Source organism: Streptomyces sp. PCS3-D2, assembly GCF_000612545.2.
Classification (GTDB): Bacteria; Actinomycetota; Actinomycetes; order Streptomycetales; family Streptomycetaceae; genus Streptomyces.
Window position 1 is genome coordinate 999,776 of the sequence record NZ_CP097800.1, and the last position, 13,216, is coordinate 1,012,991.

Below are 13,216 nucleotides of genomic sequence, written 5' to 3' on the forward strand. Positions count from 1 at the left end.
CGGGCTACGCCTGCTGCCGCCCCGCCGGCGGGAGACCGGCCAGCAGCTCCCGGGCCAGGCGCAGATGGCGGTGGCCCGGCTCCAGCAGGGTCCGGGCGTCGCCGAGGGTCCGGGTGAGCAGCGTGCGGGCCTGCTCGGGCCGGCCCGTTGCGGCCAGGGCCCGGGCCCATTCCAGGCGGGCGTAGATCGTGTGCGGGTGATCGGGGCCCATGACCCGGGTGCGGTCGGCCACGAGCGACTCCCAGGCGGCCGCGGCCTCGGCGGCCCGGCCGGCCCGTGCCGTGAAGGCGGCACGGCTGCTGCGGACGGCGAGGGTGTGCGGGTCGTCCGGGCCGAGGCAGCGTTCCGCGTCGGTCAGCAGCTCGGCCAGCTCCGCTTCGGTGCGGGCCGGTTCGCCGGCCCGGTACCAGATCAGGCTGCGCCGGGTGGCGAGTACCTGGGGCTCGTCCGGGCCCTGCACCCGGAGCCGGTCGGCGAGCAGCCGGGTCAGCTGCCGGGCCGCCTCGGCCGGGGCGCCCGACTCGCCCGTGAAGTAGGCCAGTTCGTGGCGGGCGGCCAGGGTGTCCGGATGGTCCGCGCCGAGGACGGCCCCGGCGTGGGCGGCCAGGGCGGCGAACCGGCCGGCCGCGGCGTGCGGGTTGCCGGCCTCACCGGTGAAGAAGGCCAGCTGGTGGCGGGCGGCCAGGGTGTCCGGATGGTCCGGGCCCAGCCGGTCCTCGCGCCGCCGGGTGATCCCGGCGAGGTCGGCCGCGGCCCGGCGGGGGCGTCCCGCGTCCCCGACCGTGATGGCGAGCAGGAAGTCGGCTCCGGGGACGGCGCCCAGGCGGGCCCGGGACAGCGCTTCGGCGGCCCGGCGCGGCCTCCCCTCCTGGTGGGCCAGCAGGCCGATGTCGTAGGACTCGGCCGGCGTGACCCTGGTGACGAGGGTCTGCCACAGGTGTTCCGGCACCGGTGGCAGGCCGGGCGCGTTGAGGAGGTAGTCGAAGGCCGTGTATCCCTGGGAGTAGTTGCCGATGAGCAGCCCGCTGGTGGCGTAGACGGCCGTGCAGGCCCAGTTCATCGCCTCGTCGAAGGGTTCCGGCTGGAGATCACCGCCTCCGCGCGCCACCAGGTAGGGCCGGTGCAGTTCGCGCAGCCGGTCCCGGCTCACCGGGGTGCGCAGCCCGGCGCGCCGGCAGTCGACGGCAGCCGCTACCACAGCCGCACCGCGCGGATTGGTGCCGGGCGCCCAGGCGTTGTGCCAGGCAGCCAGTAACTCCGGTCCAGCAGCCAGGACTTCCGCGATGCCGAAGCGTTCACCCGCCCGCAGCGCCGCCCTGATCCGCGGGTCCTGTCCGTGCGCGGCGGCCCGCCGCCGCTCCTCGGGCGACCAGTGCCGGGCCAGCCGCACCACTTCCGCCTGTCGGAGGACGTCCCGCTGGGTGCGCCAGGCGTCGCGGTCGGAGCCCGTCAGCCGGCTCTCCTCGCGGGCGTCGAAGCGGCGGAACTCCTGGGTGCGCATGGTCGCCAGCACCACCCGGCGTCCCGGCACCGGCAGGGCGGCCAGCATGGTGGCCGTGAGTCCTCCCGCGCCGAGGAACTCCTCCAGGTCGTCGAGCCAGAGCACGGCCCGGCGCCGCTGGCCCGCCACACGCAGCGCCTCCGGGAGCGCGCCCCTGCCCAGGGGGCGGACGAAGGCGTGGCGGGGGAAGAGCGCACGGGCCGTCTCGTACGCCAGCCGGGACTTGCCCGCGGTGGACTCCCCCACCAGCAGGACGAATCCGCCCCGGCCGAGCGCCTCGCGCAACTGCGGCTCCACGTCCCGGCGGATGTACGCCGGGGCCGCGGCCGGGGTGCGGCTCCCGTCGGCGGGATGCCCGTCCGCGTGGTGGGCGCCGGCCGGCTCGGGTCGGTCCAGCCGGCGCAGGGTGGGGATGCGGCCCGCCGCGGTGCGCAGCAGCACGTCCGCTCCGCTCGCGGCGGCGTTCCCGCCCGGCGCCGCGCGGCGCCGGGGCTGCAGGCGTTCGGCGGCCAGCCCGGAGAACGTGGTGACGGCGGCGCCGATGCCCGTGGCCCATGCCCCGCTGGTCCACAGCGAGGCCAGGGCCAGGGCCGCCGCGCCCAGGCCGACCGCGCCCACGTAGGCCGGCCAGCCGCGCACGCGGCCGTTCTCCCGTACGAGCAACACCGGCATGCCGCCCCCCACACGTCCGTGGCCGACCCCCATTTTCACCCGCGCGGGCGAATGGGGAACCAGGGGCGACGAGGTGACCGCCACACCTGTCCGGAAGTCGGCGGTCGGGCGGAACGCGTGCGGGCGGTCCGGGGCGCTTCTCCCCGGCGGGCACGGCGACGGGACCCCGTTCGGGTCCGGGGGGAGCCGGGCACGTGCGGCTCGGACGCCCGTACGGGATCGACACGGATCCGGGCCCTGCGCGGCCGGTGCGGGCCGGGCCGTCAGGCCGGGTGGCCGGGTGCGAGGTCCGCGACGTCGCTGAGGAGCAGCAGCGGCGGCCGTTCCGGGCCGGGCGGCCCCGCCTCGACCGGAGCGAGCAGGAATCCGGTGTGGTCCCCGCCGTCGGTGCGCCCTTCGATCCGGCCGACGAACCAGGCGGCGGCGTCCGCCAGGATCGGCGCGGGGGTGTGTGCCGACCGCCGCCACGCGAGGTGCGCGAACTTGTCGGTGTCGTCACCGGTCCGGCCGCCGAAGAGCTCGGCGGTGCGTTTCTGGTCCTCCCTCAGGGCATGCACCGCGAGGTGGGAGGCCGTCCGGGCGACCGTGTAGGTGTGGTTGGCCTTGGAGAGCCACACCATGAACCGGGGCGGATCGATGGAGCACTGGGAGGCGAAGCCCACCAGACACCCGGCGCGCCGCTCCCCGGCCGCCGCCGTCACCACGTACACGGGGTAGTCGAGTACGTCGGTGAACGCGTCCAGCTCCGCCACGGTGGCACTCACCCTCTCGCCCTCTCCCGGCCCCACCCCCGGCCACCCCATCGTCCCACCGCGGGTCCGGGCGGTCACTTCGGTCCCCGTGGAATCGGGCGGGCCGTGTTTGCCACCGGGGATCGCGGTCAGAAGCGGGGTGTACGACGCGATGTACGACGCATCCGTACCCCGAGCTCCAGGGAGTGATCATTCGTGTCCGACAAGGAGAAGAGCCGGGCCAAGGCCGAACAGGCCAAGGGCAAGCTCAAGGAGACCGCGGGCCGCGCGGTCGGCAACGAACGCTTGACCGCCGAGGGCCGCGCCGAGAAGACCAAGGGCAACGCCCGGCAGGCCAAGGAGAAGATCAAGGACACCTTCAAGGGCTGACGACGTCGAATGGCGGCGCCGCGATCGCGGCGCCGCCATTCGACGTGATCAGCCCTGCCCGCCCGGACCGGTACGGGCACTCAGGTCAGGGTCAGCACGACCGGGCCGCCCCCGCGATCCACCCGTCCCGTCCAGTCGGGCGCGAGGCGCAGGGAGCGGGACGGGGACGCCGCGAGCAGCGAGCGGCGCCGCCACAGCAACCGTCCGTCCTGGGTGACCGTCAGCGCGGGTACGGCGGCGGAATGCGCGGGACGCAGCAGCAGCGGCCGCCGGACGGCGGCCCCGGTGCCGGCCGTGATGCGGTTCGGTGTCACCCACACGAGCGGGGCACGGACCTGCAGCGGCAGGCCGGGCCCCGGCCAGGAGGCGCCCGCCAGGTGGGCGAGTACGGGGGCGGCCGCGGCGGCCCCTTCCGCCGCGGCGGTGGTCGCGCTCTCGATGCCGTGCAGGGCGTTGCCGACCGCGAAGACACCCGGTGCGGCCGTGCGGAAGGAGGCGTCCACGCCGGGGCCCCGCGTGCCGGGGTCCAGGGGGACGCCGCCGCGGCGGGCCAGTTCGTGGTCGGGGATCCAGTCGCCGGTGAAGACCACCGTGTCGCAGGCGAGGAGGCCCGTACGGCCGTCCCGGTGACGGACCAGGACGCCGGTCAGCCGGTCCCGGCCGCGCAGTTCGCCGACCGTGGTCGCCGTGAGCAGCGGGATCCCCGGTACGGCGGCGGCGCGCGGATGCTCGGTGGTCATCGCCAGCACCTCCGTGCCCGCCTGCCGGAGCGTGGCCGCCGCGTGGCGGGCCGCGGGCTCGGCGCCCACGACCACGGCCCGCCGGCCGACGGGCAGTCCGTACGTGTGGACCGCCTGGAACAACTCCCCTCCGGTCAGCACCCCTTGCGGGCGTGAGCCGGGTACCAGCCGGGCGCTGCGCGGGCGTTCCCGGGCGCCGGTGGCGAGTACGACGGCGCGGGCCGTGATCCGTTCCAGGCCGGACGGGCCGGTGGTCTCCAGGGTGAGCGGGCCGGCCCAGCCGGTGGCGGTCACGCCCGTGCGGAGCGCGGCCCCCGCGGCGAGCGCAGCCCGCACCGCCCGGCGTGCGTACTGCGGGCCCCGCAGCCCCGGCAGCGGCGGCCGGCCGAAGCCGCCGTGGTGCAGGTGGCGCGGCATCCCGCCCGGCTCCGGCTCGCGTTCCAGGACCTCGACCCGTCCAGCGCCCGCCCGCGCCAGCCGGGCGGCGAGGGCCAGTCCGGCCGGGCCGGCGCCGACGACCAGCACGTCGGCCCGCACATCCGTACGGGCCGTCCGTTCCGCACGGTTCACCGGCGCGACTCCTCGAACAGGGCGCGGACGGCGGCGCCGCAGTGGAAGCCCTGGCAGCGGCCGGCGCCGGCGCGGGTGCGCCGCCGCAGACCGTCCGGCGAGGCGGGCGGTACGGTCGCTGCGAGCGCGTCGCGGATCTCCCCGCGGGTGACGCGCTCGCAGTGGCAGACGATCCGGCCGTACTCCGGATCCGCCGCGATCATCGCCGCGTCGCGGTACGGACGGGCGAACGCCTCGCCGAGGTTCGGCATCCGCACCGGTTCCGGCTCGCGGGCGCCGGTCAGGGGCAGGCCGCCCTCGGCGAGCAGCTCCACCACGTGGGCGGCGATCGCCATCGAGGCGGTCAGGCCCGTGGACCGGATCCCGCCCACGGTGACGCAGCGCTGGGCGGGATGCGCGCGGATCGCATAGTCCTCCTGCCCTGTGGCGGCGCGCAGCCCGGCGTACACGGCGGTGACCTCTTCGTCGAGGAGGGCCGGCAGGATCCGCCGTCCCTTCTCCCGCAGCAGCGCGAGCCCTTCGGCGGTCGAGCCGGTGGCCGTCTTGTCGTCCAGGTCCTCGGCGGTCGGCCCGAGCATCACGTTCCCGTACACGGTCGGCGTGACCAGCACTCCCTTGCCGCGGGCGTCGGGCACGGGCAGCAGGATGTGGCGTACGAGGCCGCGCGCGAGTTCGTCGAAGACGATCAGCTGTCCGCGGCGGGGCGTCACCGTGAAGTCCGCGTGGCCGAGGAGCCGGTCGATCTCGTCGGCGTACAGGCCCGCCGCGTTGACCAGGTGCCGGGTGCGCAGCGGGCCGCGGCCGGTGGCGAGGATGTGCGGCCGGCCCGGAGCGATGTCGCGTACGGGACAGTTGAGGTGCAGCTCGACCCCGCCGCGCACGGCCTGGGTGGCGTACGCGAGGGTGGTGGTCCAGGGGCAGATCAGGGACTCGTCCGGGACGTGGAGGGCGCCGAGTGCGCCGGGTCCGAGCTCCGGTTCACGGGCCCGCACGTCGGCGGGCGGGAGGATGCGGGCCGCGTGGTAGCCGTTGCGCACGGCCTTGTCGGCGAGGCCCGGCAGGGCCGCGAGCTGCTCTTCGTTCCAGGCCACGAGCAGGGCTCCGACCGGTTCCGCCGGGATACCGCTGTCGGCGGCGTACGCGGCGAGCAGCCGCTGCCCGTCCCGGACGAGCCGGGCCTCCAGGGAACCGGGCACCGCGTCGAAACCGGTGTGCAGGATGGCGGTGTTGGCCTTGGAGGTGCCGTTGCCGACGTCGTCGCTGGCGTCGATCAGGGCGATCCGCAGCGGGAGGCGGGCCAGTTCGCGGGCGATGGCCGAGCCCACGACGCCGGCGCCGACGACCGTCACGTCGTACGGGTCGCCGCCGGGCAGCGGGCCGCGCCGGGTGACCGTCACGCCGGGCCGTCGAGCAGGGCGGACACCGCCGTCCGGAACCGTCCGCGGCGCTCGGCGGCCTGCCCGGCGCCGGCCTTCGGTTCGTAGACGGCGGACGGCTTCCACTGCGGTACGGCCTCGTGCACGGTGAGGGAGGGGTCGAGGCCGAGCCGGGCGACGGCGCCGACGCCGAGGGCGGTGGCGTCCGGGAGGGCGGACACCTCGACGGGGATCTGCAGCAGGTCGGCCTGTGCCTGCATGAGCAGGGCGGACCGGGTGAGGCCGCCGTCGACGCGCAGTGCGGCCAGTGGCGCGCCGAGATCGGCGGCGACGGCGTCGGCGAGCTCGGCGACCTGGGCCGCTATGCCGTCGCACAGCGCGCGCACCAGGTGCCCGGCTGTCGTGTCGAGGCCGAGCCCGGTGACCGAGCCGCGCAGGTCGCCCCGCCACCACGGGGCGGCGAGGCCGGCGAGGGCCGGGACGAAGGTGACGCCGCCGGCGTCGGGGGCGGTCGCGCCCACGGTGTCGAGGTCCCGGGCGCCGGAGATCACGCCGAGGTCAGTGAGCCAGCGGACGGCGGACGCGGCCGTGTAGACCTGACCGTCCAGGCAGTAACTGGTCTCGCCGCCGAGCTGCCAGGCGACGCAGCCGACGAGTCCGGTGCTGCTGCGGCGGGGTCGCGGTCCGCTCTGTGCGAGGAGGAACGCCCCGGTCCCGTAGGTGCACTTGGCGGTTCCCGGCTCGGTGACGCGCTGGGCGAGGAGTGCGGCCTGCTGGTCGACGAGCAGGCCCGTCAGTGGCAGCGGGGGCCCGAAGGCGGTGGTGGTGCCGACGCGGGTGTCCGCGCCGACGACCGCGGGCAGCGGTTCGCCGGCGAGGCCGAAGGCGTCGAGTGCCGCGGGCGACCAGTCGGCGGTGTCGAGGTCGAGCAGTTGGGTGCGGCCGGCGGTCGCCGCGTCGGTGACGAAGGCACCCGTGAGCCGGTGCACCAGCCACGCGTCGCTGGTCGTCACGACGCCTTCCCGGGTGAGGTGACGACGTATCCAGGCCATCTTGGGCGCGGCGAAATACGGGTCGAGCGGCAGTCCCGTGAGCTCTTGCAACGCCTCTGCGTGCGACGCCAGTTCGGCACAGAGCTGGCCGGCCCGGCGGTCCTGCCAGACGATCGCCTCGGTCAGCGGCTCACCGCTGACCGGGTCCCAGGCGAGGACGGTCTCCCCCTGGTTGGCCAGGCCCACCGCAGCGACCGGTTCACCGGCCTGGGCCAGGGCGGCGCGCCCCGCGTCGACGACCGAATCCAGCAGCTCGCGGGGGTCGACTTCTACGCGGCCGCCCGGCAGATAACGGGGCCGGACGGGGGTGGCGGCGGAGCCGATGACCCCGCGTGCGGGGCAGACGACGAGGGCCTTGGTTCCCGAGGTGCCCTGGTCCACAGCGAGCACCGGGCCCGTCATCACCACTCCGTCCCTGGCGTCGGCATGCACGATCGTCTCCGGGCAGCCTTCACCAGCGCACGCCACCCCGTCAAGATCGGTTTGCGCGCACGGTGTTGGCTCTGACGCAAATTCACATCTTGTATGTGGCTTGATACTTGCATTCGAAAAAGTTTCATGACTCGAACGCTCACAGTCACTCTATAGTGATCGCCGATCACCAGGCGCGAAGGCCATGCGATGCGAGGACCGATGACCACCACCACCGCAAGACGCGCCCGACCCGACTACCTGCCGACCGGGGCGAGGTGATGGCGGGCGGCGACTTCCGGCCCGTGTACCACCCCGCCGGCCACGACAACGACCTGCGGGCCGCCGTGCAGGACCTGCGCACCGGCCGCTGGGTGGCGATGGCCCACTTACTGGACCGGACGGACGGCTGGGGGCTGTGGACCCAGCGCACCCAGGTGCTCGCCGCCGTCGCGGCCGGATCCGACGTGGTCCAGGCGTGGCGGTCCGAGGAGCCGCGGAGCGTCGCCGCCTGCGTCATGCACACCCGGGTCTCCGTGGAACGTGCCGTCCGCGCCCACCGGGCGCGCCACCCCCGCACGCGCGAGTTATGGCAGGAGGCGTGGGCCGCCTGCCGCGACGCCGCTGAGCTCAGCCCCGCCGACCCCGTGCCCTGGGTGTGCTTGTTGGCGCTGGCCCTCCTCGACGAGCACCGCTCGATGGACGAGCACCGGCAGCCGCCGCCGGCCCTGATGCTGCCCCGCGGCCCCTGGGGCATCCTCGCCCAGATCGACAAGCGCGATCCGTACAACCGCGAGGCGTACCACCGGATGCTGCAGTTCGTGTGCGCGGGTACGCCAGGACCGCTGACCGAGGCCGCCAACTTCGTCCACTGGGCGTCCGGTTCGGCCCCGCCCGGATCCGCCGTCCACCTCCTGCCGCTCTACCTCAGCGTCGAGCGGTACCGCCGCGAACGCGGCCAGGAGAAGGCACTCGACCTGCACTGGGTCGCCGAGGAGGCCGTCCGCGCCGCCGGTCACGCCCTGGACACCTGGTTCCGCTGCAGCGACCTGCGCAGCGCCTCGCCGCTCGACCTGAACCACCTCGCCCACGCGCTGTGGGGAGCCCACCGGTTCGGTGACGCCGCGCGGGTCTTCGATGCGATCGGCCGCTACTGGACCACCCTGCCGTGGGCCCACCGGACCCGCGACCCGGCCGACCAGGAGCTGGCCATGGAGGTCTTCGTGCGGGCCCGGGCCCGCAGCCTGGCGGCCCTGGACTGACCGCGCGCGGGCCCCGCGCCCCGTGGCCTCCCCACCGGTTCACGCTGTCCCACCGCGCATCCCCCGCTCCACGTCCCCGCCGCTCACGACCCCCGGAGGTACTTCCCCCATGTCCCGCACCACGCCGACCGTCCGCCAGGACCACAAGGCCCCGCCCCGGCGGGACGAGGAGGAACGGCTCAGAGAGCTCGGCTACCAGCCGGTCCTCGCCCGCCGGATGGGCGGCTTCGGCAACTTCGCCATCAGCTTCTCGGTCATCTCCGTCCTCTCCGGCTGCATGACCCTCTACGGATTCGGCCTGGGCACCGGCGGTCCGGCCGTGATGCTGTGGGGTTGGGCCGGCGTCGGCCTGTTCGTGCTCTGCGTGGGCCTCGCCCTGGCCGAGGTGACCAGCGCCTATCCCACCTCGGGAGCGCTCTACTACATGGCCGACCGACTCGGCGGGCGCCGTTGGGGCTGGTACACGGGCTGGCTGAACCTGCTCGGCCTGCTCGGTGCCATCGCCGGCATCGACTACGGCGCCGCCCTGTTCACCGGCGCGTTCCTCAACCTCCAGTACGGCGTCGAGCCCACCCCCGGCCTGACGTTCGTGATCTTCCTGTGCATCCTGCTGCTGCACGCCGCACTCAACCTCTTCGGAGTCCGCCTCGTCAGCGTGCTCAACTCGGTCAGCGTCTGGTGGCACCTCGGCGGCGTGGCCCTGATCGTGGGCGCCCTGGCCTTCATACCCGACCAGCACCAGTCGCCCTCGTTCGTCTTCACCGAGTTCGTCAACGACACCGGCTGGGCCAACCCCTTCTACGTGGCGGCCATCGGCCTGCTGCTCGCCCAGTACACCTTCTCCGGGTACGACGCCTCCGCGCACCTGTCGGAGGAGACCTCCAACGCCTCCGTCTCCGCCGCCCGGGGCATCGTCCGGGCCATCTGGGTCTCCTGGATCGCCGGCTTCGCGCTCCTCGCGGGCCTGACCTTCGCCATCCAGGACTACGCGGCCGTCCAGAACACCGCCACCGGTGTCCCCCCGGCCCAGATCTTCATCGACGCGCTGGGTTCGGGCGGGGCCACCGCCCTGCTCCTCGTGGTCATCGTCGCGCAGCTCTTCTGCGGCAACGCCGAGGTCGCCGCCGCGAGCCGGATGGTCTTCGCCTTCAGCCGCGACAACGCGCTCCCCGGTTCCGCGCTGTGGCGCAAGGTGAGCAGCCGTACGCAGACGCCCGTCCCGGCCGTATGGCTCTCCGTCGCCGTGGCGGCGGTGCTGGCGCTCCCGTCGCTGTACTCGGCCACCGCCTACGGGGCCGTGACCGCCATCAACGTCATCGGCATCACCCCGGCCTACGCCATCCCGGTCTACCTGAGGCTGCGCGCCGGGAACCGGTTCCAGCCCGGCCCGTGGAACCTGGGCCGCTGGAGCAAGCCGATCGGCTGGACCGCCGTCGTGTGGGTGGCCGTCGTCACCGTGCTGTTCTGCCTGCCGCAGCAGTCGCCGGTGACCATCGACTCGATGAACTACGCCGCGATCGCCCTGGCCGTGGTCCTGGCCCTGGCCAGCGCCTGGTGGTACGCCGCGCGACGCTCGTACGGGACCCCGTCGGCCTACGGCAATGCCCGCGAGCAGGCCGAGATCGCCGAGGGCATCGTCTGACCCGGCGGTGCGGCACGACGGCCGCACCGCCGTACGCACGGCCGAGCCGCGCCCCGCAGGAGCGGGGCGCGGCTCGGCGTTCTCAGACCAGTTCGGGCTGCGATTCGCGGCGCTGCTGCGGCATGTGCACCTCCGCGGCCGGACGGTCCCATCGCCCGGTGGTGCGGACGTAGGCGTAGATCACCGAGACCATGGCCAGGACGACCAGCGGGCCGGCGACCCACGGGTGCGCCGCCATCTCCGTCGACAGGAAGCGGTAGGACAGCAGGAGCCCGGCGAAGACCGCGGCGCCGTGGGCCACCAGCCGGACGCCCCTGCGGTCCCGGCCGTGGTCGAGGGTGCGCAGCCCGGCATCGATCGTGAGGGTGAACACGACACCGGCGACGATGTCCGCGCCGTAGTGGTAGCCGAATCCCAGCGTTGCGCCGAGCGTCGCGATCAGCCAGAACGTTCCCGCCCAGCGGAGCGCCCGCGGGGCCTTGCGGGAGTGGATGAAGATCGCCGTGGCCCAGGCCGTGTGCAGGCTGGGCATGCAGTTGCGCGGGGTGAACTCGTCGAACGGAATCGGCTGCGGGACGGTGATCGGCGGCGGAGTGTTGGGCCAGAGTTCCGCCAGCGCCCACGGGCCGCCGTCGGCACCGTACGCGAAGATCGGCCCGACCACCGGGAAGACCATGTAGATTCCCGGTCCGAGCAGCCCGATGGCGAGGAAGGTGCGCACCAGGTGGTGGCGCGGGAAGCGGCGCTCGACCGCCACGTTGCGCAGCTGGTAGAGCGCGACGACGACCGCCATCACCGCCAACTGGATGTAGACGAATTCGAGGACGCGGAAGCCGACGACGCCGGTGGCCTCGACGATCCGGCCCGCCACCCAGGACGGGTTGCCCAGTGCCTGGTCGGCGGTCGCCACGTACGGGTCGAGCACGCTCGGACGGGTCTTCGAGGTGATCAGCAGCCAGGTGTAGCCCGTCTTGCGGCCGGTGACCAGCAGCAGGGCCAGGCCGACGCCCTGCAGCAGCAGCGTCCGTTCACGGCCGGTGCGTCGCGTGAGCGCGATGACGGCACAGGCCAGGGTGACCAGGAGGGCGCCGTTGCCGTACATCATCTCGGCGTCGACCGCCCGGCGCACGAGCCAGAAGGCGAGGTCGATGCCGACCGCGGCCCCGATCGCGATGCACCGCTGCCGCCAGGTGAGCACCACCAGCATCAGGGCCATGCCTGCGTAGAGCACCGTCCCCGACTTCGGGGCGAACAGCACCTCCCGCGCCTGGTCGGCGATCGGCCCCCGCACGCCGTAGTGGCGTGCGGCGATCTCCAGTGCGACGAGGAATGCGAGGGCCACCGCACCCACCGCGCCCCACAGCACGACATGTGGCCGCCGCCGTGCGGCGGACTCGGCTCCGCCTTTTCGCGAAATCGTTTGCTTTTCCGCAGATATCAATTTTTCAGCCGATGTTCACATGTCAACCTGATCATTGTTCGCTCGAACATGCTAGCGGAACGGGTGGATCTGTTCGGAATAGTAAGGAAGGCCACAGCGGGGAATCCCGGAGGGTGCGGGCGCGCACCATGCGGAATACAGAATTCCCCACCCTCAGCAGAGCGTGTCCCAGGAGTGGAGGGCATCCAGGGCGGCGCTGCGGGTGGCCGGCTCGGCCACGGCTCCGGCGGCCGGCGTGAGCAGGTAGTCCGCGACGGGGGTGAGCAGGAGGGAGGTGCCGGGGCTGGGGGTGAGGAGTCGGGCCTCGGCCCAGGAGTGCCGGATGACGGTGCGCCGGAGCAGCGCGCCGTGCCGGGTCCGGGCCGGTCGGGAGCCGGCGGGGTCCTCGCTGCGGCGCCGGTGCTCGGCGGCCAGCTCGGGGACGAGCGCGGCACGGACCGTGGCGAGCGGGCCCAGCGGTAGGTGCTCGGCGGCGCGGTCGAGGAGGTCCGCGGCCTCGGGCGCCAGGCGGTAGGCGGCAAGGACGGCGGCGGTCTCGGCCGCCTCGAACGGCCGGTCGGCAAGGACCGCGACGTCGAAGAGCGTGAGGGGGTCGGGCGGCAGCGCGGGCCCGCCGAGGCGGGACTCGGCCAGGGCGATGAGGCACTCCACGTGCGCGTCGGCGACCAGGTACGGCCGGACGGGCACCGCGTCGCCGTCGCCCGGCAGCGCGGCGGTGGACAGGTGCACCCGGTACCAGGGATCGACGAGGGGGTCCTCGGCCGGCCAGTGGACCGTGACGGCGGTGTGGTGGGGGCGCTCGCCGAGCAGGGAGACGCCGATGTGCTCCACCGGGTGGTCGGTGACCAGGCGGACGACCGCCTGCCAGAGCGCGGCCTCGTCGGGGGCGACCAGGTCGAGGGTGTCCAGCGGGCGCAGGAGACCGGCCGGGTAGTACCCGGCGAGCGGGAGGCCCCGGATGGCGCGCACCCCCGTGGAGCAGGCGAGGCCCTCGGCCAGCCGGACGTAGTGGTCGGCCCGGTCGCGGGCCCGGCCCAGCTCTGCACGGGCCGGCCCGCCCATCCGGACCCCCTCGCGGTCCAGGGCGGAGAGCACCAGGTGGGGAAGGTGACGGCCGGCCCGGGCACGGTGCAGCAGTTCCGCCGGCCCGGCCTCGGGATCGGCGCCGAGCAATCTGTACAGCAATGGGGTGTTCACGGACGTCCGCCTCCGAATGTAGGGTCGGGCCCGGCGCCACCGGCGGCCTAGGGGGGCGGGCGCGGTGCCCGGACGGTCTCCGGCGTGCCCGCGGCACGGTGCGATTCTGTATCGCAAGGTTCAACGCCTGATCACCACAGGCTCAACGGACTCTCGACACCGTGGGCGACGCTGTGGTTAAAAGGTGACACAAATCGAGACATGGGCGCCGAGCGGGGGCGGGCACCGTGT

Annotated in this window: 10 protein-coding genes; 3 read left to right on the forward strand and 7 right to left on the reverse strand. The window is 74.3% G+C overall.

Annotated features, from left to right (window positions below; all coding sequences use genetic code 11):
- Positions 1–4: 4 nt before the first annotated feature.
- Positions 5–2,173 carry a tetratricopeptide repeat protein gene (locus tag AW27_RS04205; protein WP_052030049.1) on the reverse strand — a complete coding sequence of 723 codons (2,169 nt, stop codon included), beginning with the start codon at positions 2,171–2,173 and terminating at the stop codon, positions 5–7.
- A gap of 263 nt (positions 2,174–2,436) precedes the next feature.
- Positions 2,437–2,925: a flavin reductase family protein gene (locus AW27_RS04210; protein ID WP_370466669.1), complete on the reverse strand. Its 489-nt coding sequence runs from the start codon at positions 2,923–2,925 to the stop codon at positions 2,437–2,439.
- Between the two features lie 195 nt (positions 2,926–3,120).
- On the opposite strand from AW27_RS04210, the gene AW27_RS04215 reads away from it, so the two are divergent.
- A complete protein-coding gene (locus AW27_RS04215) occupies positions 3,121–3,294 on the forward strand; it encodes a CsbD family protein (RefSeq protein WP_078555841.1) in 174 nt (57 codons plus the stop codon).
- 80 nt (positions 3,295–3,374) lie between these two features.
- On the opposite strand, the gene AW27_RS04220 is transcribed toward AW27_RS04215, so the two are convergent.
- Genes AW27_RS04220 through AW27_RS04230 form a run of 3 tightly spaced genes read right to left on the reverse strand, consistent with a single transcriptional unit; the run spans position 3,375 to position 7,434 of the window.
- Positions 3,375–4,604 carry an FAD-dependent oxidoreductase gene (locus AW27_RS04220; RefSeq protein WP_106967507.1) on the reverse strand — a complete coding sequence of 410 codons (1,230 nt, stop codon included), beginning with the start codon at positions 4,602–4,604 and terminating at the stop codon, positions 3,375–3,377.
- Positions 4,601–6,001 (reverse strand): FAD-dependent oxidoreductase, encoded by a 1,401-nt coding sequence (locus tag AW27_RS04225; RefSeq protein WP_037916291.1) that lies wholly within the window; start codon positions 5,999–6,001, stop codon positions 4,601–4,603. Before AW27_RS04225 ends, AW27_RS04220 begins: the two co-directional genes overlap by 4 nt.
- A complete protein-coding gene (locus AW27_RS04230; protein WP_037916288.1) occupies positions 5,998–7,434 on the reverse strand; it encodes an FGGY family carbohydrate kinase in 1,437 nt (478 codons plus the stop codon). The genes AW27_RS04225 and AW27_RS04230 overlap by 4 nt, the downstream gene beginning before the upstream one ends.
- Before the next feature lie 290 nt (positions 7,435–7,724).
- Here AW27_RS04230 and AW27_RS04235 point away from each other — a divergent pair, with 290 nt between their 5' ends.
- Together AW27_RS04235 and AW27_RS04240 are read left to right on the forward strand one after the other, a co-directional pair.
- Positions 7,725–8,705, forward strand: coding sequence for a hypothetical protein (locus AW27_RS04235; RefSeq protein ID WP_037916285.1), 981 nt, complete (start codon positions 7,725–7,727; stop codon positions 8,703–8,705).
- A 109-nt stretch (positions 8,706–8,814) separates the two neighbouring features.
- Positions 8,815–10,347, forward strand: coding sequence for an amino acid permease (locus AW27_RS04240; protein WP_037916282.1), 1,533 nt, complete (start codon positions 8,815–8,817; stop codon positions 10,345–10,347).
- An 82-nt stretch (positions 10,348–10,429) separates the two neighbouring features.
- On the opposite strand, the gene AW27_RS04245 is transcribed toward AW27_RS04240, so the two are convergent.
- Together AW27_RS04245 and AW27_RS04250 are read right to left on the reverse strand one after the other, a co-directional pair.
- On the reverse strand, positions 10,430–11,713 hold the full coding sequence (locus AW27_RS04245) for a phosphatase PAP2 family protein (RefSeq protein ID WP_037916280.1): 1,284 nt from the start codon (positions 11,711–11,713) through the stop codon (positions 10,430–10,432).
- Between the two features lie 228 nt (positions 11,714–11,941).
- Positions 11,942–12,985 carry a hypothetical protein gene (locus tag AW27_RS04250; RefSeq protein ID WP_037916278.1) on the reverse strand — a complete coding sequence of 348 codons (1,044 nt, stop codon included), beginning with the start codon at positions 12,983–12,985 and terminating at the stop codon, positions 11,942–11,944.
- Positions 12,986–13,216 lie beyond the last annotated feature (231 nt).

Coding starts and splice junctions, on each gene's coding strand:
- AW27_RS04235 (WP_037916285.1), top strand. CDS start 7,725: ATGGCGGGCGGCGACTTCCGGCCCGTGTACCACCCCGCCGGCCACGAC.
- AW27_RS04240 (WP_037916282.1), top strand. CDS start 8,815: ATGTCCCGCACCACGCCGACCGTCCGCCAGGACCACAAGGCCCCGCCC.
- AW27_RS04205 (WP_052030049.1), bottom strand. CDS start 2,173: ATGCCGGTGTTGCTCGTACGGGAGAACGGCCGCGTGCGCGGCTGGCCG.
- AW27_RS04230 (WP_037916288.1), bottom strand. CDS start 7,434: ATGACGGGCCCGGTGCTCGCTGTGGACCAGGGCACCTCGGGAACCAAG.